The sequence below is a fragment of the Neopusillimonas aromaticivorans genome (assembly GCF_030344915.1).
Lineage (GTDB): Bacteria > Pseudomonadota > Gammaproteobacteria > Burkholderiales > Burkholderiaceae_B > Neopusillimonas > Neopusillimonas aromaticivorans.
In genome coordinates, this window is record NZ_CP128233.1 from 1,747,986 (window position 1) to 1,772,643 (window position 24,658).

Annotated in this window: 14 protein-coding genes and 10 pseudogenes; 15 read left to right on the forward strand and 9 right to left on the reverse strand. The window is 58.8% G+C overall.

Annotated elements, in window-relative coordinates; all coding sequences use genetic code 11:
* Window positions 1-4 precede the first annotated feature (4 nt).
* Together N7E01_RS09640 and N7E01_RS09645 are read right to left on the reverse strand one after the other, a co-directional pair.
* A pseudogene (locus tag N7E01_RS09640) lies at window positions 5-1,507 on the reverse strand (AMP nucleosidase).
* Between the two features lie 8 nt (window positions 1,508-1,515).
* Window positions 1,516-1,827, reverse strand: a complete 312-nt coding sequence (locus N7E01_RS09645; protein WP_350494819.1) for a 4a-hydroxytetrahydrobiopterin dehydratase — start codon at window positions 1,825-1,827, stop codon at window positions 1,516-1,518.
* A 146-nt stretch (window positions 1,828-1,973) separates the two neighbouring features.
* Between N7E01_RS09645 and N7E01_RS09650 the strand changes: the two genes are divergently transcribed.
* The gene (locus N7E01_RS09650; RefSeq protein ID WP_289172735.1) at window positions 1,974-4,133 is read left to right on the forward strand and encodes a malate synthase G; all 2,160 of its coding nucleotides are present in this window, start codon (window positions 1,974-1,976) and stop codon (window positions 4,131-4,133) included.
* Window positions 4,134-4,204: 71 nt separating this feature from the next.
* Here N7E01_RS09650 and N7E01_RS09655 read toward each other — a convergent pair.
* Window positions 4,205-5,393 (reverse strand): annotated as a pseudogene (locus tag N7E01_RS09655) (acetylornithine transaminase).
* Window positions 5,394-5,914: 521 nt separating this feature from the next.
* Here N7E01_RS09655 and N7E01_RS09660 point away from each other — a divergent pair.
* Together N7E01_RS09660 and N7E01_RS09665 are read left to right on the forward strand one after the other, a co-directional pair.
* Window positions 5,915-7,383, forward strand: a pseudogene (locus N7E01_RS09660) (amidase).
* Window positions 7,384-7,516: 133 nt separating this feature from the next.
* Window positions 7,517-8,569 (forward strand): XdhC family protein, encoded by a 1,053-nt coding sequence (locus tag N7E01_RS09665; protein ID WP_289172736.1) that lies wholly within the window; start codon window positions 7,517-7,519, stop codon window positions 8,567-8,569.
* A 29-nt stretch (window positions 8,570-8,598) separates the two neighbouring features.
* Here N7E01_RS09665 and N7E01_RS09670 read toward each other — a convergent pair whose 3' ends face one another.
* The gene (locus N7E01_RS09670) at window positions 8,599-8,781 is read right to left on the reverse strand and encodes a 2OG-Fe(II) oxygenase (RefSeq protein WP_289172737.1); all 183 of its coding nucleotides are present in this window, start codon (window positions 8,779-8,781) and stop codon (window positions 8,599-8,601) included.
* On the reverse strand, window positions 8,694-9,224 hold the full coding sequence (locus tag N7E01_RS18815; RefSeq protein WP_350494820.1) for a 2OG-Fe(II) oxygenase: 531 nt from the start codon (window positions 9,222-9,224) through the stop codon (window positions 8,694-8,696). Before N7E01_RS18815 ends, N7E01_RS09670 begins: the two co-directional genes overlap by 88 nt.
* Before the next feature lie 160 nt (window positions 9,225-9,384).
* Here N7E01_RS18815 and N7E01_RS09680 point away from each other — a divergent pair, with 160 nt between their 5' ends.
* The 7 genes and pseudogenes from N7E01_RS09680 to N7E01_RS09705 all read left to right on the forward strand — a co-directional run bounded on the left by N7E01_RS09680 (window position 9,385) and on the right by N7E01_RS09705 (window position 14,377).
* A complete protein-coding gene (locus N7E01_RS09680) occupies window positions 9,385-10,380 on the forward strand; it encodes a ketopantoate reductase family protein (protein ID WP_289172739.1) in 996 nt (331 codons plus the stop codon).
* A 132-nt stretch (window positions 10,381-10,512) separates the two neighbouring features.
* Window positions 10,513-10,797 (forward strand): annotated as a pseudogene (locus tag N7E01_RS18820) (class II aldolase/adducin family protein); the annotation flags it as partial.
* A 68-nt stretch (window positions 10,798-10,865) separates the two neighbouring features.
* Complete coding sequence (locus tag N7E01_RS18825) at window positions 10,866-11,273, forward strand: class II aldolase/adducin family protein (RefSeq protein WP_350494821.1); 408 nt, start codon at window positions 10,866-10,868, stop codon at window positions 11,271-11,273.
* 212 nt (window positions 11,274-11,485) lie between these two features.
* Window positions 11,486-11,800, forward strand: a complete 315-nt coding sequence (locus N7E01_RS09690) for a TRAP transporter small permease (protein ID WP_289172740.1) — start codon at window positions 11,486-11,488, stop codon at window positions 11,798-11,800.
* A 99-nt stretch (window positions 11,801-11,899) separates the two neighbouring features.
* Entirely contained in the window at window positions 11,900-13,216 is a 1,317-nt protein-coding gene (locus tag N7E01_RS09695) for a TRAP transporter large permease (protein ID WP_289172741.1), read from the forward strand.
* A 70-nt stretch (window positions 13,217-13,286) separates the two neighbouring features.
* A complete protein-coding gene (gene dctP, locus N7E01_RS09700; protein ID WP_289172742.1) occupies window positions 13,287-14,201 on the forward strand; it encodes a TRAP transporter substrate-binding protein DctP in 915 nt (304 codons plus the stop codon).
* A gap of 32 nt (window positions 14,202-14,233) precedes the next feature.
* Window positions 14,234-14,377, forward strand: a complete 144-nt coding sequence (locus tag N7E01_RS09705) for a hypothetical protein (RefSeq protein WP_289172743.1) — start codon at window positions 14,234-14,236, stop codon at window positions 14,375-14,377.
* 170 nt (window positions 14,378-14,547) lie between these two features.
* On the opposite strand, the pseudogene N7E01_RS09710 reads toward N7E01_RS09705, so the two are convergent.
* The 3 genes and pseudogenes from N7E01_RS09710 to N7E01_RS09720 form a co-directional block, all read right to left on the reverse strand.
* A pseudogene (locus tag N7E01_RS09710) lies at window positions 14,548-15,842 on the reverse strand (putative Na+/H+ antiporter).
* Window positions 15,843-15,854: 12 nt separating this feature from the next.
* On the reverse strand, window positions 15,855-16,742 hold the full coding sequence (ubiA, locus tag N7E01_RS09715; RefSeq protein ID WP_350495031.1) for a 4-hydroxybenzoate octaprenyltransferase: 888 nt from the start codon (window positions 16,740-16,742) through the stop codon (window positions 15,855-15,857).
* A 32-nt stretch (window positions 16,743-16,774) separates the two neighbouring features.
* A pseudogene (locus tag N7E01_RS09720) lies at window positions 16,775-18,030 on the reverse strand (aminotransferase-like domain-containing protein).
* Window positions 18,031-18,214: 184 nt separating this feature from the next.
* On the opposite strand from N7E01_RS09720, the gene N7E01_RS09725 reads away from it, so the two are divergent.
* The 5 genes and pseudogenes from N7E01_RS09725 (at window position 18,215) to clsB (ending at window position 23,157) form a co-directional block, all read left to right on the forward strand.
* Window positions 18,215-18,514, forward strand: coding sequence for an FmdB family zinc ribbon protein (locus N7E01_RS09725; protein WP_289172745.1), 300 nt, complete (start codon window positions 18,215-18,217; stop codon window positions 18,512-18,514).
* A 6-nt stretch (window positions 18,515-18,520) separates the two neighbouring features.
* Window positions 18,521-19,196 (forward strand): annotated as a pseudogene (locus N7E01_RS09730) (DUF502 domain-containing protein).
* Between the two features lie 48 nt (window positions 19,197-19,244).
* Window positions 19,245-21,041 carry an aspartate--tRNA ligase gene (gene aspS, locus N7E01_RS09735; RefSeq protein ID WP_289172746.1) on the forward strand — a complete coding sequence of 599 codons (1,797 nt, stop codon included), beginning with the start codon at window positions 19,245-19,247 and terminating at the stop codon, window positions 21,039-21,041.
* A gap of 21 nt (window positions 21,042-21,062) precedes the next feature.
* A pseudogene (locus tag N7E01_RS09740) lies at window positions 21,063-21,919 on the forward strand (endonuclease/exonuclease/phosphatase family protein).
* Window positions 21,916-23,157, forward strand: a pseudogene (clsB, locus tag N7E01_RS09745) (cardiolipin synthase ClsB). Before N7E01_RS09740 ends, clsB begins: the two co-directional pseudogenes overlap by 4 nt.
* A 99-nt stretch (window positions 23,158-23,256) precedes the next feature.
* On the opposite strand, the pseudogene N7E01_RS09750 reads toward clsB, so the two are convergent.
* Window positions 23,257-24,608, reverse strand: a pseudogene (locus N7E01_RS09750) (GTPase/DUF3482 domain-containing protein).
* Between the last annotated feature and the right edge of the window lie 50 nt (window positions 24,609-24,658).

A 24,658-nucleotide genomic window follows, 5' to 3' on the forward strand; every position in this document is an offset into this window, starting at 1 on the left:
TGATTTATTTGAACGCGGTTTCAATAAAGCTGCGCAGCTTGCGTGAATGCAACCGTTCGAAGGGCATTTCACGCAGTTGCTCCAGCGCCCGGATGCCGATTTTCAGGTGCTGACCCACCTGGGTACGATAGAACTCGCTGGCCATGCCAGGCAGTTTCAGTTCGCCATGCAGGGGTTTGTCGGACACGCACAACAAGGTGCCATAAGGCACCCGGAAGCGGAAACCGTTGGCGGCAATGGTGGCCGATTCCATGTCCAGGGCAATGGCACGCGATTGCGACAGCCCGCGTACCGGTTCGTTGTCATCGCGCAGTTCCCAGTTGCGGTTGTCCGTGGTGGCCACGGTGCCGGTACGCATGATGCGTTTCAGTTCCCACCCTGAAAGCCCCGCTACTTCAGCCACGGCCTCTTCCAGGGCAACCTGGATTTCAGCCAGCGGCGGCACGGGGACCCAGGTGGGCAGGTCGTCATCCAGCACGTGGTCTTGCCTTACGTAACCGTGTGCCAGCACGTAGTCCCCCAAACGCTGTGTCGTGCGCAAACCGGCGCAATGCCCCAGCATGATCCAGGCCGATGATCGCAGTACGGCCACATGGTCGGTAATGGTTTTGGCATTGGACGGACCTACCCCGATATTGATCAGGGTAATGCCGGTATTGCCCTCGCGCAGCAGGTGGTAGGACGGCATTTGGGGCATGCGGGCGGGGGTGTGCCGACGGGTTGGGCATTTGGCCCTGCCGGGGTCATGACATTGCCGGGCTCAACCAGGGCTGTGTAGCCCCTTCGCCGCGGGCCAGCATGTCTTTGGCCCAGGCGCAGAACTCGTCAATATAGAACTGGTAATTGGTGAACAGCACGTAGCTTTGAAAATGCTGTGGCCGGGTGGCCGTGTAGTGCTGCAGCCGGTGCAGCGAATAGTCAATGCGCGGTGCCGTGAACGGCGCCAGGGTTCGGGGGTGCCACGGTGGCCGCGCCAGGTGCCATTGACAATAGCGTCATCGGTGATGGCCAGGTCGGGGACGTCAAAATGGTCGCGCAGCTCGCCACCCACTGAATCGGCGTAGACCCCTTCCACGTAATAGCCTTCGGGGAAGGCAAAATGCAGCGGTATGGGCACATCGGACTCGCCGATTTCGACGCCGACGCCGTGGTTTTTGAGCAGCAGATGAATCTGTTCGCACAGGTAACGTTCGAACAGATGCGGCTGGGTAATGGTGGTCATGTAGGTGCCGGGCTCGACCACATAGCCATACGACAGGCGGCTGTCGATGGGCTGGTAGGTGCTGACCTTGATGCGGATGGCCGGATAGCAGGCGCGTACTCGCTGACCGTCGTGCAGTTCACCTTTGGCGTAGTCTTTGAAACCCTCACGAATGTAGGCCGTATTGCGTTCGTAAATTTCAATCAGGCGAGCAACGGCTGCAGACGCATCTTCAAACGTACTGAAGGGGATGAGCGGCGGCGTGACCAGCGAGGCCACAGCGCCCGCGCCAGAAAATCGGGACATAAGAACTCCTAGATCAACTGATCCATGAAACAGGCCAGGGCGACGTCAAGATCGGTCACGCCCTTGGCATCGTGGGTGGTCAACGTTACGTTGACGCGGTTGTAGATATTGGTCCACTCGGGGTGATGGTTCAGGTGTTCGGCTTGCAAGGCCACCTGGGTCATGAACCCGAAGGCGTCATTGAAGCTTCTGAACACGTATTCTTTCTGGATGGCATCCCGCCCCGTTGTTGCCGTCCAGCCATCCAACAGTAGCAGGGCCGAAACCGCCCCGATCAGTTTAGGTTGACGAGCCATGACACCCCCTTGAAATGTGGTCATGCGGTTAACACACTAAACAACTATTTGTTCAAGATGATTTAACCGGCATCGTATTGAGCCTGTGCAGGCAACACGCCATACTATACGTTGATCGTATTCCAAAAACTTTACTGGCCATTTTGCCAATGCCAGATTCAGGGGGCGTCATGACACAACGAAAAACAGCCGGTCAGCTTCAGGTCGATACCTTGCTGCATGACTTCATTGAAAACGAAGCGCTGCCCGGCAGCGGGATCGGTTCGGCGGCATTCTGGGCGGGTTTTGACGCCATTGTTCATGACCTGGCGCCTGAAAACAAAGCCCTGCTGGCTGAACGTGACCGCTTGCAAGCTGAAATGGATGCCTGGCACCGGGCCAACCCGGGCCCGATTCGCGATATGGCGGCCTACAAGGCGTTTCTGCAGAACATCGGCTACCTTCAACAGGCGCCCGATACGGTGCACGTGAATACGCAGAACATTGATGTTGAGTTTTCCGACCAGGCAGGGCCGCAGTTGGTTGTGCCGATCACCAATGCCCGCTACGCCCTGAACGCGGCCAATGCGCGTTGGGGCAGTTTGTATGACGCCCTGTACGGCACCGATGCCATTTCCGAAGACGATGGCGCAACCCGGGCAGGGGGCTACAACCCGGTGCGGGGCAACAAGGTCATCCAGTTCGGGCGGCAGTTTCTGGATGACGCTGTGCCGTTGGCACAGGGGTCACATGCCGATGCGGTGGCGTACCGTGTTGCGCACGGTGCGTTGCAGGTCGAACTGGCGGGTGGCCCGATAACGGGTTTGAAGAACCCGGCGGCTTTGCTGGGGTATCGCGGCAACCCCGCCGCACCCGAAGCCCTGGTGTTCCGCCACAACGGGCTGCATTTCGAACTGCAAATTGACGCCTCTCACCCCATCGGGGCGCAAGACCGTGCGGGTGTCAAAGACATTCTCATGGAAGCGGCCCTGACCACCATCATGGACTGCGAAGACTCGGTCGCCACAGTCGACGCCGAAGACAAGGTGTTGGCCTATCGTAACTGGCTCGGGCTCATGACGGGCACGCTGTCTGAAAACGTGTCGAAGGGTGGTAAAACGTTTGCCCGTACCTTGAATCCTGATCGCGAATACACCGATCTGGCGGGCAACATCCAGACGCTGGGCGGGCGGTCAATGATGCTGATACGCAATGTGGGCCATTTGATGACCAACCCGGCCATCCTTGATAAAAACGGTAACGAAGTGCCCGAGGGCATCATGGATGCGGTGGTCACGTCGCTGATTGCACTGCGTGACCTGCAGCGCAAGGCCAATTCCCGCAAAGGTTCGGTGTATATCGTCAAACCCAAAATGCATGGCCCTGCCGAAGTGGCCTTTACCGGCACGTTGTTTGCCCGCGTCGAACAACTGCTGGGCATGGCCCCCAATACCCTGAAAATGGGCATCATGGACGAAGAGCGCCGCACCAGCGTTAATCTTAAAGCGTGTATTGCTCAGGCGGCCGAGCGCGTGGCGTTCATCAATACCGGTTTTCTTGACCGCACCGGCGATGAAATGCATACCGCCATGGAAGCCGGCCCGATGATTCGCAAGGGCGACATGAAACGCACCGACTGGATCGACGCCTACGAGCGCAACAACGTGCAGGTTGGTTTGGCCTGTGGCTTGCGGGGGCGCGCCCAGATCGGTAAAGGCATGTGGGCCATGCCCGACCTGATGGCCGATATGCTGGTGCAGAAAATCGGCCAGCTCAAGGCCGGCGGCAATACGGCCTGGGTGCCGTCACCCACGGCGGCAACCTTGCATGCCCTGCATTACCACCAGGTGGATGTCCAGGAAATCCAGCGTGGCATGGAAGGCAAAACCGAAGCTTTGCTCGACAAAATCCTGACGGTACCCGTGGCCTCCAGTCCGAATTGGTCCGACGCCGAAAAGCAGCAGGAGCTCGACAACAACGCCCAGGGCATTCTGGGGTACGTGGTGCGCTGGGTTGACCAGGGCGTGGGGTGTTCAAAAGTGCCCGACATCCACAATGTGGGCCTGATGGAAGACCGTGCCACCCTGCGCATTTCCAGCCAGCACATTGCCAACTGGCTGCGCCACGGGGTGGTGACAAAAGATCAGGTCATGGAAACCCTGAAGCGCATGGCCGCGGTGGTTGACGGCCAGAACCAGGGTGACCCGCTGTACAAACCGATGGCCGGCCGCTTTGAAACTTCGGTGGCGTTCAAGGCTGCCTGCGACCTGGTGTTCAAGGGGCTTGAGCAGCCCAATGGCTACACCGAACCGCTGTTGCACCATTGGCGGCAGGTGGCCAAAAAGGGCTGATCCATTTTCGCCCTTGATGTTAAAAAGGCAGCGTTCTGGCGCTGCCTTTTTAACGTAACGCGGCCTTCTTGTTAACCGCGGACCTGGCCCACGATCTCGTCCAGCCACATCAGCAGCAGGTCGATTTCTTCGGCAGAGATATTCAGGGCCGGCATGAAGCGCAGCAGGTCGGGGCGGGGGCATTGAGCAGCAGGCCTTCGGGGGCGCGGTCACGGGCGGCGGCGACGATGGCCCCGCCGTCGGGTTTGCCCAGCTTCAGGGCGCGCAGCAAGCCGACACCGCGCTCGCCGTCCATGCCCCACTTGGCCGACAACGCCAGCAGGCCTTCCGACAGTTGTTGGGCACGGGCGTTGGCCGCTGCCATGAAGTCCGGGCTGCTGACTTCGTCAAAGACGGCAATGCCGGCGGCCGCCATAAGCGGGTTGCCGTTGTAGGTGCCGCCCTGGTCACCGTGCTCGAAACAGGACACGGCTTCGCGTGCGCACAGCGCGGCCAGCGGCACACCGCTGCCAATGCCTTTGGCCAGTGTCATGATGTCGGGCTCGATGTTTGAATGCTGGTAGGCAAACAGCTTGCCGGTGCGACCCATGCCGGTCTGCACCTCGTCGACAATCAGCAGCATGCCGTGTTCGCGGGTTAGCGCGCGCAGTGCTTGCATGAATTCAACGGTGGCAGGAATGACGCCGGCCTCACCCTGCACAGGTTCGAGCATGACGGCAACGGTTTTGTCGTCGATCAGGGCGCGTACCGATTCAATATCGTTCAGTTCGGCTTTGGGGAAACCGTCGACCTGGGGGCAAACAAGGTGTCCCAGCCGGGTTTGCCTGACGCCGACATGGTCGCCAGCGTGCGGCCGTGGAAACCATGATTGAACGTGATGATTTTGTAGGCACCGTTGCGATTGAGCTGGCCCCATTTGCGGGCCAGCTTGATGGCACCTTCATTGGCTTCGGCACCGCTGTTGGCAAAGAACACGCGATCAAAACATGAGGCCCCGGTGATGCGCTTGGCCAGGTCCATGGAGGGCTGGTTATAAAACGCAGGTGAAGGGTTGATGAGCGTCGAGGCTTGTTTGTTCAGTGCAGCGACGACCGACGGCGGGCAGTGGCCCAGGCAATTGACAGCCCAGCCTTGCAGGATATCGAGGTAGCGTTTGCCGTTATGGTCTTCAAGCCAGGAACCCTGACCACGAACAAAGACCAGCTCGGGCCGTGCGGTGATTTCCATAAGGGCGTGAACGCCCGACTGATCGAATTGCATAGTGACATCCTGGGAAATAAGGGGCTGGGCAGCAGGGCTGCACAAAAGTTCAATTTTAACGTACCGCGCCAGGGCGATTGTTACATTTTTTGGGTGGATTGCTGTGGTTTATAAGTGATCCGGTTCGCTAGGCCTGCACTTTGAACTGCCGCCCATGCATGAATGTGGCCATAATGCGCATAAACGAGAACGAGACGAGACATCATGACAGACCACTCAACGGCATCTGCTGCCGTGCCGTTTGCTACGGACGAGCGCGGGCGTTTGCTCGCCACTTACCTTGCCGCCGCCGCAGATTTTTCGGGTTGCCCGACATTGACCGTGTGCCGGTCTGGGCAGGCCGCATGACCCCCAACCTTGACGATCTTGAGCGCCTGCTGGCGACTCCGGTTGCAACGCAGGATGACCCTGTCGGGTTGCCTGTTGGCGCTGATTGCTCCGGGCAGAACAGCCAGGGTGTGGGTCGTGACGTTTCTACGGTCTTTCCTGAAGGTTTGCTCCCGGGGCGGACGCACGCCGATATGGTTTCCGCAGGGCCTGACGATCTTTCTGTCGAAACGGCACCGCTGGTGCGGCTGGCCCGGCGTATTGCCACGGGTGATCTTGACCCGGTTGCGCATGTGCAACGTCGTCTTGATGCCATCGCCGCCCGTCCTGAGTTGAACGCGTTCATTCACGTAGATGCCCAGGATGCACTGGCCAAGGCCCGGGCCTTGAAAGCGCAGATTGCGGCCGGAATGCCGGTTGGCCTGTTGGCGGGGACCGTCATGGCAGTCAAAGATTGCATTCCCGTCAAGGGGCTGCCGTATCAGGCGGGTTCGGCAGCCGTGCCGGTGCAGGTGGCGTCGGCCAGTGCGCTGGCCGTGCAACGCCTTGAGGCGGCAGGTGCCATTGTCATTGGCATGACCAACATGCATGAATTGTCTTATGGCGGCTTGTCGAACAATCCGCACTTCGGTGCGGTCGGTCATCCGCAGAACCCGGAATTTGTACCTGGGGGTCCAGTGGCGGTTCAGCGGTGGCGGTGGCTGCGGACATGGCCGATTTTGCCCTGGGTACCGATGCTGCCGGTTCGGTACGTATGCCGGCGGCCTTGTGCGGGTTGGTCGGGTTCAAGGCCAGCTACGACCGCGTGCCGCGCGACGGCGTTGTTCCGTTGACCTGGTCACTGGATCACATCGGGCCGTTGACACGCACCGTGGCTGATGCCGCTGTTGTGACGGCCATGATGGCCGGTGAGGGGGCGGCAGTACAGCAGGCTCTTACATCTAGCGCATCTTTGGCTTCGGCTGTCGCTGCTGGTGTGGTGGGTGCGGAACCTATGGCCGGGGCTGCAACTTCGCCTCCTGCACGGGCCTTGACGGTGTTTTGCCCGGAAAATTATTTTGACCCTGTGCTCGAACCGGATGTGCGGGCGGTGTTTCAGCAAACGCTAGCGGTGCTTCAGTCTGCAGGTGTTCTGGTGCAGCAGGGCATTATCCCCGAGCTGGAGCTGGCACCGATGCTGCAGTATTTCACCATGGCGCCGGAAGCGGCGCAGGTTCACGATGCGCTTGCCTTGCAACACCCGGACCGCATCGGTGACGATGTCAGGGCGCGGCTTGAGGCGGGCCGCTTCATACGGGCTGTGGATTACCTCAAGGCACAGCGGTTGCGCACCGCCCTGAAGCGCGCGCTGACGGCACCACTGCAGGCCGGTGCCCAGGTCATGGTAACCCCTACGGTACTGACAGCCGCGTGCCGCGCCGATGCCGTAGTGCATCGTGCAGATCGGGCCGTTGCGGTTCGTACCGTATTGACGCGCCTGACCTATCCGTTCAATCTTACGGGTATGCCCGCTATTTCAGTGCCGTGCGGTGTGAATGCCGCAGGTTTGCCAGTGGGGTTGCATATTGCGGGCCGGTGCGGCGATGACGCTACGGTGCTGGCGGTTGCCGCGCACATCGAGGCGGTGCTGGGGCAGGTCAGGAACGCGCATTTGGCGTCGTAGTGTCTACGGAACGCGCTGGCGATACGTATCTTAATGGTCTGTCCAACCCTAAAACTAAAGAGCGATTTGTCGAATAATTAACGAGGGGCTTGTCCAATAATGAACGAACACCTTGTCCATCGGAATTCTGGTTATGGAAAATCTTGATCTCGTAGTTTTACGCGCCCTGTACGACTGGCGTCGTGCGGGTAAACGGGCCTTGCTGGCGACAGTGGTGCGTACCTGGGGGTCGTCGCCCCGGCCTGTGGGTTCAACCATGGCATTGTGTGAAGATGGTGCCGTCGTGGGTTCGGTGTCGGGCGGGTGCATTGAAGATGACCTGATCTACCGTTTCACCAAGGCCTATGCCGGCGCACCGCAAAACGAAGACATGCCGCAGGGCGCGCCGCGTTTTCTGAAATACGGTATCAAGGCAGACGAGGCCCATCGGTTTGGTTTGCCCTGTGGTGGCACTCTGGAACTGCTGCTTGAGTTCGACCCCGAGCCCGACGCCTTGGCGGCCTTGATTGCTGACTTGCAGTCCGGCCGGCTGATGCACCGGCGTGTCAGCCTGGCGGATGGCCAGGTTACCTTGCTGCCTGCCGGGCAGCCTGAAGCTCTGGTCGTCACCGACACCGAACTGGTCAATACCTTCGGCCCCGAATATCGCATGCTGCTGATCGGTGCCGGGCAACTGGCTGAATATCTGGCCACCATGGCGTTGTTCAACGGTTTTGCGGTCACCGTGTGCGATCCGCGCGAAGAATATCGTGGCAGCTGGTCGGTACCCGGAGTGACGGTGGTGTCCGAGATGCCCGATGACGTGGTGCTGGCGTTCAAGGCCGACCGTCGTTCCTGCATTATTGCCTTGACGCACGACCCCAAACTTGACGATCTGGCCTTGCTTGAGGCGCTTGAAACCGAGGCGTTTTACGTGGGGGCCATTGGTTCGCGCAGCAATAACCAGGCCCGTCACCAACGCATGATCGAACACTTTGATCAAACACCTGAATCGCTCAAGCGCCTGCGGGGGCCTATCGGTATTTATATTGGCAGCAAGACCCCACCTGAAATCGCTGTCAGCATCATGGCCGAAGTCTTGGCCGTGAAAAATGGCGTGACCCTGCCCCGAGACATGGAGGTGGCGTTTGCCAAAGATAACGCAGGTGTAGCGGGCTCGGGTGCCGAGGCGGTCTGTTCGGTTTGACGGCGTGGTCTGCGATCAACGCTGGCGCTTTAAAAGACGTCGTCGTCACGAAACCAGCCGGTCAGGCTCCAGCGTGTGCGTCGTGTCGGTAGCACTTCGTGCCAGATGGTGTCGCTTCTGAACACTACCAGCCGGCCGGGCAGGGGTAACAGTTTTGTGACGCGCTCCAGCGGGGTGCCTGTTTGGATGGTTTGTGCCTGAGTTTCCAGCATCGCTTGGGGGTATCGACGTGCTGTGCCTCTGCGTCGGGAGTCGTTTCATACAAGCACAGCTCGCCGCCGTCGTCGTCATTCCAGTCATCGTTCAGATAAAGCACGGCCGAGATTTTCCGGTGGGGGCTGTTGCGGTGCTGGTCAAGGTGCCGGCTGTAGCCATAGCCGCTGTCGTAGCGTGCCAGGTGGAATTCTTCGCTGCGCAGGCCAAGGTAGTACTGCTGGTTCAGGGTTTGGCGAAGTTCGGCCAGAAAGCCGGTGAAGGGATGGGTGTTGAAGGGGAAGTGTTGAAATCGACCCAGCAGATGCTGTCGCCGCGAATTTTCGGGTTGTTTTGCCGGCTGGCGTGTTTCCCGATGGTGGCATCGTGAAACTGGCCGGCTTCCCAGAGTGTCTGGCTGGCCCCCGCAAGGACAAGCGCCAGTCGTGCGGGATGACCCCATCGGACATGGCCCAGCCGTTCACTTCAAGGCTGGTAAAAAAACGTCGGGAAGTGCGATCAAAATGTTCGCCTAAAGCTGGAATTTTAAGCGAAATCCCTAGGTTTCCACAAAATGCTTCAAGAGTAAACTTTTGAAGTTGAATCAATTATGAGGGGAAGAAATGACATCCAGCGGGCCCTTGCGTGTGTGTGTGGCCGGTGCCGGAGCGATCGGCTGTACCGTCGCGGCGCGTCTTCAAGCCGGTGGTCAGCCCGTCAATGTTCTGGCGCGCGGCGATACGCTGGCCGCACTGCGCCAGAACGGCATTTGTCTGACGGATCTTGAAGGTGAACATCAGGTTGCCGTAAGTGCCAGCGCCAGTGCTACGGACTTTGGTGTGCAGGACATCGTCTTTGTGTGCACCAAAGCGCAGTCGCTGCCATCAATTTTGCCGTCATTGGCACCGCTGATCGGTGAACACACGATGGTCGTGCCGATGGTCAATGGCGTACCCTGGTGGTATTTTCATGCCGAGGGCAGCCGTTTTTCCGGGCAGGTCGTCAATGCGGTAGACCCTGACGGCGCGCTGACGCGGGCCTTGCCCCTCGCGCAGGTCATCGGTTGTGTGGTGTTCATTACGGCGCAGTCGCTGGCACCGGGGGTGGTTCACTCGAATAACCCGCACCTGATCGTGTTTGGTGAGCCCTCGGGTCAGATGACCCCTCGGCTCGAGCGTCTGCGCGCTCTGGTCGAAGCGGCGGGAATTGAAGCGCGTGGGGTTGATCGCATCCGCGATACGCTCTGGACCAAGATTTTGGCCAATCTGACCTCCAACCCGTTGTCTGTTGTCACCGGGGCAACACTTGAGCAGCTGTATTCATTGCCGGATCTGAAACGCATTGTGGTCAAGATGCTGCATGAGGGCCTGGCGGTTGCGGCCGCCTATGGTGCGCGTGTCAATTTTGATCCGCATACCTTTATTGAGTTGGCCGCCGGTATGGGGCCTGTTAAAACATCCATGCTGCAAGATTATGAAAAAGGTCTGCCGCTTGAGCTTGCCGCCATTGGTGACGCTGTCCTTGAACTGGCACAACGTATGGATATGGCCATGCCGGTCACGCAAGATGTCCTGGCGCTGGCACGGTTTCGCGGGCAGGCCGTCGCTGCGTCCCGCTAACGTTCTGGCAGTTTCTTTCCAGGCCGTGCCAGTGCTGCCCGGCCTGTCCGATTTGCGCTGGCATGACGGCTGACGCCGCCATGCCGTGTTCCCCGGCGAAAGCGCAACGCCGGCCCACTCTGGAGCCTTGTTATGTCTGATGTTGTCATCCGCCCCGCCAACTGCAGTGATGCCGAATGGGCCTTGCGCGAACAGCTGGCGTATTGCTATCGCCTGGTTGATTTTTTTGGCTGGACCGAAACTATTTTCAACCATATTTCAGCCCGCCTGCCTGGGCCGGCACACCATTATCTGGTGAATCCGTTTGGTTTGAATTACAGCGAGGTGACTCCGGCCAACTTGTTGAAAGTGGACCTCGACGGCAACAAGCTTGACCCTTCCGAGTACGACGCCAACCCGGCAGGGTTTGCCCTGCACAGCGCGGTTCATGGTGCGCGCGATGATATCCATTGCCTGATTCACACCCACACGACCCCGTTTCAGCCGTGGCCCAGAAGCAGGCCGGGTTTGATCACAACAATTTCTACGGTGCGCAGCTGTTTGGTCGTGTGGCTTACCATGCGTTCGAAGGCATCACGCTGTTTGCCGATGAAAAAACCCGTATGCTGGCCAGCCTGGGCAGCAAACATATTCTGGTCTTGCGCAACCATGGTGTTGCAGTGGGTGAAAGCAGTATCGAAAAGGCGTTCTTCCTTCTGTGGACGGTCCAGCGTGCGGCTGAAATTCAGGCCCAATCGACAGCGATGGGAGGTGAAGATGTCGTCTTGTCAGACGAAATTCGCCAAAAATGTGCCGATCTGACGGCAATGTTGATCCGGGAGGATGATTTTGCCGTCAAATTCTTCAATGCAATGATTCGTAAGATGCATGCAGAAAAGGGTAACTCTTGGTAACTTTGAGCGAAATTGGCGACACGTTAAGTGTGCTGAATGTTATTTGCCAATTGGTTTAAGGTTAAAATTTCGCATCTTGTTCTATCAAAGGATGTGGGGATGCAACACGCATACGAAACGCCGCCAGAGCCCGTGCCGGCTTCTGGATTGGCAAGGGCTTACAAAGGCCTGCTCAACGGCACGGGCGCGTTCGCGGCGCTGCTTTTTTGGCCATGGCGCTACTGGTTTGTACCGATGTTCTGCTGCGTAATCTGGGTAATTCGTCAATTGGCTGGGCGGTAGAAGTTACCGAGTACATGATGATGCTGGCGGCCTTCTGTGCTGCGCCGTGGCTGGTCTTCACCAATGACCATATCCGCGTTGATGTCATTGTGCGAAATTTCACGGGCGTTGCCAAGTTTGTCGTCAGTTTTATTTCGTATACAGTTTGTTTGCTGATTTCTGCCGTGTTGGCTTGGTACAGCTACACCAGCCTGATGGATGCAAAAGCCCAGGGGGATCGTGTTCAAGGTCCTCATGTTCCCTGAATGGTGGCTGGGTCTGCCCATGCTGTTCTGTTTTGCATTGCTCGTCATCGAGTTCACCCGCCAGTTTGTTGGCATCTTCGTACCGGTCAAGGGGGCGTAATGGATTGGCAATCTGCACTAACCCTGTTGCTGGGTACGTTGTTTGTCCTGATGCTGATCGGCGTGCCGGTGGCATTTGCGTTTTTGGGCGTCAACCTTTTGGGCGCCTGGATTTTCATGGGTGGCGAAGCGGGTATCAGCCAGCTGGTTCGTAACTCGATTCAATCGGTCAGCAGTTTTTCACTGACGCCCATTCCGTTGTTTATTCTGATGGGCGAGGTGTTGTTCCATACGGGGCTGGCCTATCGGGCCATCAATGCCATTGAACGACTGATCGCTCGTGTTCCGGGTCGTTTGTCGGTGGTGTCGGTGGTGGGTGGAACGGTATTTGCCACCCTGTCGGGTTCGACTATCGCCAATACGGCCATGATGGGCGGTACATTGCTGCCCGAAATGATGCGTCGCGGCTACCATCCGAATATTGCCATGGGTCCGATCATGGCTGTGGGTGGTATCGCCATGCTGATTCCGCCGTCGGCCCTGGCCGTCATGCTGGGCAGTCTGGCCGGCATTTCCATCTCCAAGCTGCTGATCGGGGGCATCATTCCTGGCTTGTTGATGGCGTTGCTGTTCCTGGGCTATGTGGTTGTTCGCTGCAAGATCAGCCCCGAAATGGCACCGGCCGATGATCCCTCCCAGCGTGTGTATGGTTGGGAAAAGTGGAAGCCGTTTTTCCGCGATGTCGTGCCCCTGCTGGGTATTTTTGTGGCGGTGGTGGGCAGCATGCTGGCCGGCTGGGCATCGCCCACCGAATCGGCGGCGATTGGTGCGGTGGCCGCAACCATTGCGACCATGTGCTATGGCGCGTTCACGCTTCAGAGTTTTTACAAGTCGTTGATTGAAACCGCCCGTATTTCGGTCATTATTCTGTTTGTCCTGATTGCGTCGACCACGTTCTCGCAGTTGCTGAGCTTTTCGGGTGCAACGTCCGGGTTGCTGGGCATCATTACTGCCTATGACCTGTCGCCGTTCATGCTCATCATCGGGATGCTGCTGATTCTGCTGGTGCTGGGTTGTATCATCGACCAGGTCAGCATGATGATGATTACGCTGCCGTTTTTCATGCCGCTGGCCAATGCTGCCGGTATTGACCCTGTCTGGCTGGGTGTGATGTTGCTGGTCGCCATGGAGCTGGGTCTGCTGACACCGCCGTTCGGCCTGTTGTGCATGGTCATGCAAAGTGTGGCGCCGCCCCAGATCCGCCTGACGCAAATTTACGCGTCGGTGTTTCCGTTCATTGTGATCGAGGTGCTTGTCATCGCCTTGATCCTGTTTTTGCCCTGGCTGGCTATTGGTTTGCCGCGGCTCATGATGTAACCAAAGGAGATTCAACCATGAAAATGCAATTGAAAAAATTGTTGTCGGGACTTTCCTGGGTCTGGCTGCGATGTCGGCTGTCCAGGCGGCAGAGGTCACTCTGAAAGCAGTCAGCGTCTTTAACCAGGACGCCTTCTTTTTCCGTCAGTTCAACGAGTTCATGAAGGCGGTGAACGAAGAGGGCAAAGGGCTGGTACAGATCCAGTTCGTGGGTGGCCCCGAAGCGATGCCTCCGTTCGAAGTGGGCAGTGCATTGCGTTCCGGTGTGGTCGACATTGCCAACACGACAGCCGTGTTCCACGCCAATCTGGTGCCTGAAGGCCTGACGCTGACGGTTACCAATACGCCAATGGCCGAGCTGCGCAAAAATGGCGGCTACGAACTGATGGACAAGATCCACCGTGAAAAGGCCAACATGGTCTGGCTGGGTCGTACGACAGATGGTCTGAAATACCACGTATATGCCAACAAAAAGCCTGAAGGCAATTCGTTCTCGGGCATGAAGCTGCGCAGCGTGCCGGTGTACCGTGCTTTCTTCCAGTCGCTGGGCGCAACACCGTTGCAGGTTCCCCCGGGTGAAGTGTTCACCGCCCTTGAGCGTGGTGTGGTTGACGGTTATGGCTGGCCCAGCGTCGGTATTTTCGACCTTGGCTGGCAAGAAAAGACCAAGTATCGCGTTGAGCCCGGTTTCTACAACGTTGAAGTCAGCCTGTTCATGAACCAGGACACCTGGGAAAAGAAACTGGACGACAAGCAGCGTGAGTTTCTGAAGGCACAAATGGCTAAAATTGAAGCCAACTACGCCAAGGATCACGAACTGGCTGCCGCCGAAGAGAAGCGTCAGAAGGATTTCGGTATTGAAATGGTACCGGTGGCTGACGGTGCTGCATTCGTCAAGCAGGCGAACGACTCGGCCTGGGCTGCCATTGAGCAGACCAGCCGCTATGGCAAACAGCTGCGCGAGAAGTTCGGCGCTAACCAGTAATTACGGTTTTGTACAGGCTTAAGGGGCACATCATGACCACCGGTGAACTGATTGTTGTTGCGTTGTTCGTTGTCGGTCTGGCGTGTTCCCTGACGCTGCTGGTGTGGCTGGTGCGCATGTTGCGCCGTGAAAGCGATACGGGTCAGCGTCGCGTAAAAAACAACGCAGGCCAGTAACTTTACTGGCTTCCCGGTTATTAACGCCAAAGCCGTTTGTAAAAGAGCCCTGCCGGTTGTGAAACCGGCAGGGCTCTTTGTTGGGTACGGTAGCGGGCTGAAGTGCTTTTTTAGAGTGTTTTTTAACCCTGACGACGTTGCCTCCGTGTTGCACAAGTGCCGAAGCACCTTTAGCTGAAGGTGTTGGGCAGCAGGAAGAAGAACGCGGCGACCGCGGTGGGCACCGCTGCAGACATCAGCAGCTTGAGCGGCGAGATGGCGCCATCCGGGAAGGTGCCTTTCAGGATGGCGAAACCCGCCGGGTTGGGGGCGTTGGCAATGACGGTAAGACCGCCGCCCGTGACCGCCCCGGCCACCAGCATGTAGCGCCACAGATCGCTCGTGCCTTCAACCAGTGAACCCAGGTAGGTCAGGGCGGCATTATCGGTAACCGCGGTCAGGGCAGTAGCGCCCCAGAACAGAACCGTCGGGGAAAGCCCGCCCAGAAGGTCTTGCAACCACCATTTCTGCATGCCGCCCAGAACAACCAGCCCGGCCAGGAAGAAACCGACCAGCAGTCCTTCTTTGATCAGCAGGGGGTTCTGGAACTTTTTGTAGGCCTCGGCGTAACCAATGAACATCATGAGCAGGCCCATGAACATGGCCGGATGATGCGCGGTCAGGACGACGGCAACCAGGAAACCCAGGTGGATGGCCATGACCAGCGGGGGAGCCGCAGGACGCTTGTCGGCGGACTCGTCGGTGGCATTGACGCCGGTACCCGTACCGATGGCTTTACTGACCAGATATTTGCGTACGATCAGGGTCAGCAGGGCGGCATTGATGATGACGGCAGCGACCGCACGCCAGCCAAAGTGCGTGGCCATGTAGGCAGAGTCCCAGCCGAAGGTTTGGGCCACCATGAGTACCGGAGGGGCTGCATAGGCCGTTAGCACGCCGCCAATCGACACGTTAACGAACAGCACGCCGATGGTAAGGTATTTGAACCCTGCCTGTTCGGAGCGCCGGAAATAGGCATCGCGCAGCAGCAATGCCGCCAGCGTCATGGCGGCAGGTTCCGTGATGAACGATCCGGCCAGTGGCACCATTGACATCGTAATAAAGAACATCGCCACTTCAGTGCGGATGGGCACCACACGCGCAAGGCTGCGCACCAGCAGGCCGACCAGGTCGAGAATGGGTTTGCTGGCCGCAATGACCATGATGGCAAATACGAACAGCGGCTCGGTAAAGTTGCGTGAGTCGACGTAACGGATGGCTTCGGGAGCCCCCGCCGAAATGACCATGATGATGATCAGGACAAACGCCCAGACCCCGAATACGGCCTCGACTTCAGCCAGCAAATGCCACAGGCCCGAATGGGGCCCTTTTTGTTGGACAGTCGGGCAAAAACCGGCACTGAAAAGGTATGGATGATGGCAACGGCAAACAGAAACGTTGCCAACGCTTCAAGGAAAGAGGGCATGGCTTTGAACCTTTAGTTGACTAGCGTACCGCCCAGGGCGGCGACGATCAGCAAAACGCCAGGGGTCATGTTGGAGCGAAACAGCATGAAATTGCGGTCGGGGTGGGCCAGACTGAAGACCCGCATTTGCCAGGCAAAGTGACCGGCAATAATGGCAAGCACGACGAAGTACGCCCATGAGTGCTGCAGTGCGATGCCTGCATACAGCCAAAGGGCAATCGTGGCCACATAGAACCCGCCGATCCAGAGTTTACCGTGTTCGCCAAAACGCATGGCTGTTGACTTGACGCCCAGTTTCAGATCGTCACGCACATCGACATAGGCGTAGATAGAGTCGTAGCCGACTTGCCACAACACGGCCCCCACCCACATGGCGATACCGGCCAGCGGCAAGGTGTTCTGGGTGTCGGACCAGGCCATCAGCATGCCCCAGTTGAACCCGATGCCCAGCACAATTTGCGGCCAGTAGGTAAAGCGTTTGCACAGCGGGTAGATGATGACGATGGGAACCAGCAGCACGGCCAGCCAGCGACTGTATTCGTTGACCGCGAACAGCAGCAATGCGCACACGATGAATTGCCCCAGCAGGAACCACAGGGCGTTTTTCAGCGACAGCTGGCCGCTGGTGAGTGGCCGGAAACGGGTGCGTTCGACCTGGCTGTCGATGTCGCGGTCGAAAATATCGTTGATGGTGCAGCCTACCCCGCGCATCAGCAAGGCCCCCAGCGAAAAGATGAACAGCCGGAATAGCGTAGGCCAGCCGTCAGCTGCCTGAACCAGCGCGGCCAGGCAGGGCAGCAAGGTAAGCCAGGTACCTACCGGCCGGTCGAGCCGGCACAGGCGCGCATACGGCCCCCACGACGCCGGCAAACAGCGCGCCACCCAGTCATCGTGGCGCATATCGGACAGATCGGGCGTGTGTCGCGTTGTGCTCACGCTGCTTTGCTGACGGGTGTTTCGGCGATGAGACGCCCCAGAATTTCGATACCTTCGCGGATACGCTCTTCGGAAACGGTGACAAAGCTCAGGCGCAGGGTGTTGCGTTTGGCTTCGGCACCGGCGTAGAACGGCTCGCCGGGCACGAAGGCCACGTTCTGTTTGATCGAGCGATCGAGCAGTTCGTAGGCATTGATGTGTTCGGGCAAGGTCACCCAGATGAACATGCCACCTTCGGGCCTGGTCCAGTGGGCTTCTTTGGGGAAGTATTGATCCATGGCGTCAAGCATGTAGCCGCACTGTTCTTTGTAAATATCGCGTACAGCCGGCAGATGGAAGTTCAGGAAACCGTCTTGAATGGTTTCGTAAACGGCCATTTGCGTAAGGGTCGCCGTGTGCAGATCGGTGGCCTGTTTGATTTGCACCAGTTTGGCGATGATGGCTTCAGGGGCGACAATGTAGCCCAGCCGCAGGCCCGGAGCCAGGACCTTCGAGAAACTGCCCAGCCGGATGACGGTTGCACCCGCTTCACGACCCAAGCCCAGCAAGCCCGGCAAGGCTTCGCCGGCATAACGCAGGTCACCGTAGGGGTCATCTTCGATGATCGGTACGTTGGCCTGTGCACAGCGTTGCACCAGTGCCTTGCGACGTTCGAGACTGAGCGTGCGACCCGTGGGGTTCTGGAAGTTGGGCAGGGCGTAAATGAACCGTGCGCCGGCAACCCGTTCGTCGGTCAGGCCTTCGGGAATCAGCCCCTGATCGTCGGTGGGGACAGCCACATAGTCGGGCTCGAACAATGAAAATGACTGCAGTGCGCCCAGATAGCTGGGCGCTTCGACCAGCACTTTGCTGCCCGGATCGATAAACAGTTTGCCCAGCAGGTCAAGGGCTTGCTGGGACCCGGAAACGATAAGCACCTGGTTCGGGTTGACGTCGTTGGCGCCAACACGTTTCAGGTCTTGAGTGACCCATTCGCGCAGTGGTGCATACCCTTCGGTGGTGCCGTATTGCAGCGCCGCGCGTCCGTTACGGCTGAGCACGCGTTCGAAGGCCGCACTGATGGTGTCAACCGGGAAACCTTTGCAGCCGGCAACCCGCCGGCAAACGAGATGATTTCGGGGCGTTCGGTAACCTTCAGGATTTCCCGAATGGTGGAACTGGTGATTTTTTGCGCCCGCAGCGAAAAGGTGTAAGGCTGGCTGTTGGGTGCGGCGCCGTCGTCGGCGGCCGTAAGGTGATTAGGGCTCGTCATCCCGTCGTATTCCTGAAAAAATAGAGCACTTAGCCTTCTAGGATACTGCAACTTTCTGTCGAATGCTTGCAGAACGGCCGGTCGCCCCAATCTATGGCGTGTCAGGCCTGTCGTCCTGCGTCCCGGCGACGGGTGGCAGGCTGCAAAAACAGCTAAAATCGTACATTCTTTAGGGGTGATTATTGTGCCTATTTATGCTTACAAGTGCAGCGCGTGCGGCCATGCCGAAGACGTTTTGCAAAAGATTTCCGACCCGTTGCTCACCCAGTGCCCCCAGTGCGGTCAGTCGACCTATGCCAAGCAGGTAACGGCGGCAGGGTTCCAGCTCAAGGGGTCGGGCTGGTATGTTACCGATTTTCGCGGGGGCAACAGCACGTCGGGTGGCAGTGCAGGCTCAACTTCGGCAGCTGCCGACAGCGCCTCTGCGTCGGCACCTGCGGCGCCCGCACCATCGGCAACGGCTTCTACGCCTGCCGCCGGCTGATTCCGCATGCGCCACTTCAAGCGCTACTTCATTACGGGCCTGCTCATCTGGATTCCGCTCGTCATCACCCTGTGGGTGTTGTCGCTGGTGTTTACCACCCTCGAAAGCGTGGTGCCGTCATTCCTGACGTCGCAATCCCTGTTCGGGGTCCGGATTCCCGGCTTTCAGTTGCTGTTGGTGCTGGTGGTGGTGTTCTTCAGCGGGCTGGCCGGGGCCAACTTCATTGGTCGGGCGTTTGTCGACCGTTGGGAACGCCTTCTGGGCAGAATTCCGCTGGTGCGTTCCATTTATAATTCGGTCAAGCAGGTCAGCGACACGGTTTTATCGCCCAGCGGGCAGGCCTTTCGCGAGGCTGTTCTGGTGCAGTATCCACGGCAGGGGGCCTGGACCATCGCCTTTCTCACTGGCACGCCCAGTGGTGAGGTGGCCGAACGGCTGGGGGTGATTTCGTCAGTGTTTATGTACCCACCACGCCCAACCCCACGTCTGGTTTTTCCTGATGATGCCGCGTGCCGATGTCCAGGTACTCGACATGAGCGTCGATGCGGCGCTGAAGTACATCGTTTCCATGGGGGTCGTGTCACCGGGTGCCATACGTCCCGAACTGGAGCACGCGGCCGTGAATGCAGCTGCGGCGGCCGCTGCTGTAGCCGCCACCAAAGGCCCCGACGATTCGCCCTGAAGCCGGGCCGCCACGAATCAAACAAATCTAATTTACGGAGTTCTTTTCATGCGTACTTGCTACACCGGTGAGGTTGGCAAAGCCCACCTGGGCCAGACTGTTACCCTGTTTGGCTGGGTTCACCGCCGTCGCGACCACGGTGGCGTCATTTTTATCGACCTGCGTGACCGCGCTGGCCTGGCCCAGGTGGTTGTCGATCCTGACAACGTGGCGGCCTTTGAAACCGCTGAACGCATCCGCAACGAGTTCTGCGTACGCATCACCGGCCTGGTGCGCGAGCGTCCGGCGGGTACGGTCAATACTGAACTGGCCTCGGGCGAGGTCGAGGTCTTGTGCCGTGAAATTGAAATCCTGAATGCGTCGGTAACACCGCCCTTCCAGCTTGATGACGACAATCTGTCAGAAACCACACGCCTGACGCATCGCGTGCTTGACCTGCGTCGTCCGCAAATGCAGCGCAACCTGATGTTGCGCTACCGAGTCTCCATCGAGGTGCGCAAATACCTCGATAGCCTGGGTTTTGTCGACATCGAAACGCCCATGCTCACCAAAAGCACGCCTGAAGGCGCACGCGACTACCTGGTACCGTCACGCGTCAATGCCGGCGAGTTCTTCGCGCTGCCCCAGTCGCCCCAGCTGTTCAAGCAAATGCTCATGGTGGCGGGTTTCGACCGTTACTACCAAATCACCAAGTGCTTCCGCGACGAAGACTTGCGTGCCGACCGCCAGCCTGAATTCACCCAGATCGATTGCGAAACCTCGTTCCTGAACGAATTCGAAATCCGTGAAATTTTCGAAGGCATGCTGCGTCATGTGTTCAAGTCGGTGCAAGACGTCGATCTGCCGGCGCAGTTCCCGACCATGACCTGGGCCGAAGCCATGCGTCGTTTTGGTTCCGACAAACCTGACATGCGTGTCAAGCTTGAATTCGTCGATGTCTCCGACCTGATGTCCGACGTTGATTTCAAAGTGTTTTCGGCACCGGCCAATGATCCGGCCTGCCGCGTGGTGGCCATGCGTGTTCCTGGCGGCGCCGAAATGCCTCGCAGCGAAATCGATGCCTACACCAAGTTTGTCGCCATTTACGGTGCCAAAGGGCTGGCGTACATCAAGGTCAATGATGCGGCCAATATCCCTGAAGGCTTGCAGTCACCCATCGTCAAGAACATCCATAATCAGGCGCTCACCCAGCTTATCGAGCGTACGGGTGCGCAAAGTGGAGACCTGATTTTCTTTGGTGCCGACAAGGCCAAGGTGGTCAACGATGCCATCGGTGCGCTGCGGGTCAAGATCGGCCACAGCGAATTTGGCAAGTCCAAAGGTCTGTTCGAGGCCGGCTGGAAACCGCTGTGGGTGGTTGATTTCCCCATGTTCGAATACGACCCTGAAGAAGGGCGTTATTTTGCGGCACACCACCCGTTTACCAGCCCCAAAGACGGCCACGAAGAGTTGCTTGAAACCGATCCGGCCAGTGCATTGGCCAAGGCTTACGACATCGTGCTCAACGGCTGGGAAATCGGTGGTGGTTCAGTGCGTATCCACCGTGCCGACGTTCAAAGCAAGGTGTTCCGCGCCCTGAACATCGGTGCCGAAGAGGCGGCCGAAAAGTTCGGCTTCCTGCTCGATGCCTTGCAATACGGCGCGCCGCCGCACGGTGGTGTGGCGTTTGGTCTCGATCGCCTGGTGACCATGATGACGGGTGCCGAATCCATTCGCGACGTTATCGCCTTCCCGAAAACGCAGCGGGCACAGTGTCTGCTCACGCAGGCACCCTCACCGGTCGACGAAAAGCAATTGCGCGAATTGCATATCCGCTTGCGCAAGACCGAAACGCCGGCGGCGTAAGCCGATCCAGGCCCAGTCCTTATGTCGGTCATTCGGGTCGTCAGCTACAACATTCACAAGGGCCGCTCTGCCACCGGGGCGCGCGAGTCCTTGTCCCAGCTGCGGTTGGGGTTGTACGGGCTGCGACCCGATCTGCTTTTACAGGAAGTGCAGGGGCGCAACCAGCGTCGCAGTGTGCTTGATGCCCAGCATGAATCGCTGGGTGCGGCATTGGGCATGGGGGTGTGCTACGGGTGTAATGCGGTGCGCACGCACACCGATCACGGCAACGCCTTGTTGTCGCGGTTCACGGTTCTGAACTACGAAAACGAAGACGTTTCCGATCATCGCCTTGAGCAGCGAGGTTTGCTGCATGCGGTCATCGACATCAAGGGCACACCGGTGCATTGTCTGGTGGTGCACCTTGGGCTGTTTGCGGGTGGGCGGTCACGCCAGATCCAGGCGCTGGTCGAACGCATCCGGCGTCTGGTGCCCGACGACGCACCATTGCTCATTGCCGGAGACTTCAACGACTGGAACAATCGTCTGGCACCGTTGTTCGTTGAACAATTGGGGCTGTACGAAGTCTTTTCCGTAGCACCGCACGCCGCCCGCACCGGGCCCTGACCTTGCCGGCATCCATCAAGGCCTTGCGTCGCGGGCTGCGCATGTTCGGCAGCCATTCGGCGCTGGACGGGCAGCCTCGAGAGCTGGGGATGGACGGTATGGCGCGCACCGCGCTGCCGCCTCGCACGTTTCCGGCGGCATTCCCGTGGCTCCGGCTCGATCGTATCTACCAGCGTGGGTTTGCGGTACGCAGTGCCCGGGTGCTGCATGGCAAGCCCTGGTCGCAGTGGTCTGATCATGCGCCGGTTTTTACCGAACTTGAACTGCCGTGAGTCAACCCGGCCCTGAGCGCTACCCGGATTTTGTCCGGTGGCGTGCCGGTAATGCCATCCGGCTGCTGCAAAACGGGGGAGTATTTCCCCGCACTGTTCAACGCGATCGACAACGCGCGTTTCAGTGTTCACCTCGAAACCTATATTTTCAATCTCGATGACACAGGGCTCAAACTGTTGTCCCATCTGCGGGCGGCATGCGCGCGGGGCGTGCGGGTGAGGGTAGTGGTGGACGGGTTTGGCAGTGCGCGTCATGCCCGGGTATTGGCCGGGCATTTTGAGCAGATGGGTGCGCGTTTCCGGGTGTATCGTCCCGAGCCTGAAGGGGTCGAGTTTTATCGCTTCAGTCTGCGCCGGTTGCGCCGACTGCATCGCAAGGTTGTGGTGGTGGATCAGAGCCTGGCGTTCGTCGGAGGCATCAATGTGCTGGATGACCTGTTTGATGTGCCTGAAACGGGCGAGGGCCCGCAGCCGCGTTTTGATTTCGCTGTCCAGGTGAAGGGGCCGATTGTGAGTGATCTGTTTCGCGCCCAGTCCGACCTCTGGATGCGCATGGCCTGGCGCCATCGCACTGACTGGCCTGCGTTTTACCGCAGGGTGCGGGGTTGGCGACGGCGCCGTGACCGGATGCTGGCTCAACGTTCGCCTCCTGTGTCTGAGGGGTGCGTGCGGCCGTTTTGTTTCGCGATAACGTGCGGTTTCGCAAGACGATTGAATCTGCGTATATCGGGGCCATCTATCGGGCGCGCCACGATGTCCTGATTGCCAATTCCTATTTTTTGCCCGGCAAAGCGTTGAAAACGGCCTTGCAGGCGGCCGCAGCCCGTGGGGTGCGGGTACGTCTGTTGCTGCAGGGGCAGTCTGAATATACCTTGCAGTTTCGGGCTTGCCGCAGTATGTATGGCCGGCTGTTGTCGCACGGCATTGAGATTTACGAATACATGCCGAGCTATCTGCATGCCAAGGTTGCGGTTATTGACGGACGCGCCATGGTGGGGTCGGCCAACATGGACCCGTTCAGCCTGTTGCTGGCCCGCGAAGCCAACGTGTATGTGGATGATGCCGGGTTCGCGGCACTGTTGCAGGCTCGTCTTGAGGCACAGCTGCATCAAAGCAGCCGGCTGGTTACGGCGCTGCATGATCAGCGCCGTTCGTGGTGGACACGGTTTCTGGACGCCTGTGCGCACCGGTTGGTGCGCCTTGGCGTTGCGATCACCGGACGCTCTGCAGAATATTGATCGCATGTCGCATGTCGCATGTCGCATGTCGCATGTCGCATGTCGTGCGTCAGGACTCGCAGTCGCGTCGCCTGGCAGGCCTGCAAAGGTGGGTTGCCGTTATGTGATCTGGCTTTCGCCCAAGGTCTGGGCCAGTCGTTCAATTAAACGCTGGCGCCGCACCGAGGGCTCAAAGGTTTCTCCCAGGGTTGACCATTGCGGATTGCTGCGGGTCTCGATCAGGGTATCGGGCAATTGCGCGTCATGAAAACCGGCGACGCGCTCGATGTCGATCGTGATGGGGTCGCGTGCAGCATGGCCCCGTTGCTCCAGTGCATGGATCAGAGCGGTCTGACGTGCGGCCAGAAGGCGGATGACGGTGTTGTCCACGGTCACCTCCTGATAGCCGCGCAATTTGCCCAGCAGGCGTTTGCCGAACCGGTCGAGACCTTGCCAGGCCCCCAACGGCGGCCCCGATCAGGGTGCCCGACCCGAGGCTGAGGCCTGCCGTGATCAGGTCAACGGTAAAGCCGGCAGCTGCGCCGGCAGCCGCACCTTTACCCACTTCGATGCCGGCTTCCTTGAGGGTTTGCGGGCTGAACAGATCCATGCCCCAGCGTTCACCCTCCAGCGGCAACGTATGCTGCAGAAAGTCTTCACGACGAAAGTTGTAATGCGTCAGCAAGGCTTGCAGGCAGTGCTGCTCACGCTGGCGCACCAGGTCACGCAGGACCTGAGTGGTTTCTTCCAGGGCGGCTGGGTTGGCCGGCGTGCTGATGCGTAAAGCCGCGACATCGACCAGCAACTCGGCCAGCAGGCGGTTGGCGTCCTGGCGGCGTTGGATGCGTTGTGCGCGAATATTGTCCTGCAGGGTTTTGAGCGAAGGCGCATGGCGATCCAGTAACAGCGCCAGTCGCTCATAAAGCTGGTCTTCGCCATCCAGGGTGGAGCGACGGTGTCGAACTCGACGATGGCATGCAGGCTTAACCGGCTGAGCCCTTCACGCCACTCATCGACACGCTGGTATTTGTGCCGGGTGAAGTTCAGCACCGGCAGGATGGGTCGCCCGCATGACGCCAGCGTGGCCAGTTCTTCTTTGTGCTTGCTGAGCATGGGGTCGCGCGTGTCAATGACATAAAGGGCGGCATCCACTTCGAGCATTTTTTCAGCACACGGGCTTCCTGCTCGAACCGGCGACGGCTTTCAACCGAATCCAGGAAACGATCAATCCGTTCCCAGGCATCCAGTCGCTCTTCGCGTGGGCACAGTCGGTCAATGTAATCGGCCAGTCCAATGGCATCTTCAATGCCTGGGGTATCAAAAAACTCAATGACGGGGGTTTCGCCGATAAGCAGCTGGATGCCTTCGACATGTCGCGTTGTGCCCGGACTGTCGTTGACCTCGCCAAATTCCGGGTTGCGGGTGAGGGTGCGTAACAGCGAGGTTTTCCCGGTATTGGTGTGACCGACCACGGCGACTTCAAGGGTGTGGCAGGTAGTTGAGGTTCGTTATGGGTTGCCAT

Excerpts from the sequence above, each read along its gene's own strand:
- N7E01_RS09645 (WP_350494819.1), bottom strand. The coding sequence starts at position 1,827 with ATGACCACATTTCAAGGGGGTGTCATGGCTCGTCAACCTAAACTGATC.
- N7E01_RS09650 (WP_289172735.1), top strand. The coding sequence starts at position 1,974 with ATGACACAACGAAAAACAGCCGGTCAGCTTCAGGTCGATACCTTGCTG.
- N7E01_RS09665 (WP_289172736.1), top strand. The coding sequence starts at position 7,517 with ATGGAAAATCTTGATCTCGTAGTTTTACGCGCCCTGTACGACTGGCGT.
- N7E01_RS09670 (WP_289172737.1), bottom strand. The coding sequence starts at position 8,781 with ATGCTGGAAACTCAGGCACAAACCATCCAAACAGGCACCCCGCTGGAG.
- N7E01_RS18815 (WP_350494820.1), bottom strand. The coding sequence starts at position 9,224 with ATGGGGTCATCCCGCACGACTGGCGCTTGTCCTTGCGGGGGCCAGCCA.
- N7E01_RS09680 (WP_289172739.1), top strand. The coding sequence starts at position 9,385 with ATGACATCCAGCGGGCCCTTGCGTGTGTGTGTGGCCGGTGCCGGAGCG.
- N7E01_RS09690 (WP_289172740.1), top strand. The coding sequence starts at position 11,486 with ATGGCGCTACTGGTTTGTACCGATGTTCTGCTGCGTAATCTGGGTAAT.
- N7E01_RS09695 (WP_289172741.1), top strand. The coding sequence starts at position 11,900 with ATGGATTGGCAATCTGCACTAACCCTGTTGCTGGGTACGTTGTTTGTC.
- dctP (WP_289172742.1), top strand. The coding sequence starts at position 13,287 with ATGTCGGCTGTCCAGGCGGCAGAGGTCACTCTGAAAGCAGTCAGCGTC.
- N7E01_RS09705 (WP_289172743.1), top strand. The coding sequence starts at position 14,234 with ATGACCACCGGTGAACTGATTGTTGTTGCGTTGTTCGTTGTCGGTCTG.
- ubiA (WP_350495031.1), bottom strand. The coding sequence starts at position 16,742 with ATGCGCCACGATGACTGGGTGGCGCGCTGTTTGCCGGCGTCGTGGGGG.
- aspS (WP_289172746.1), top strand. The coding sequence starts at position 19,245 with ATGCGTACTTGCTACACCGGTGAGGTTGGCAAAGCCCACCTGGGCCAG.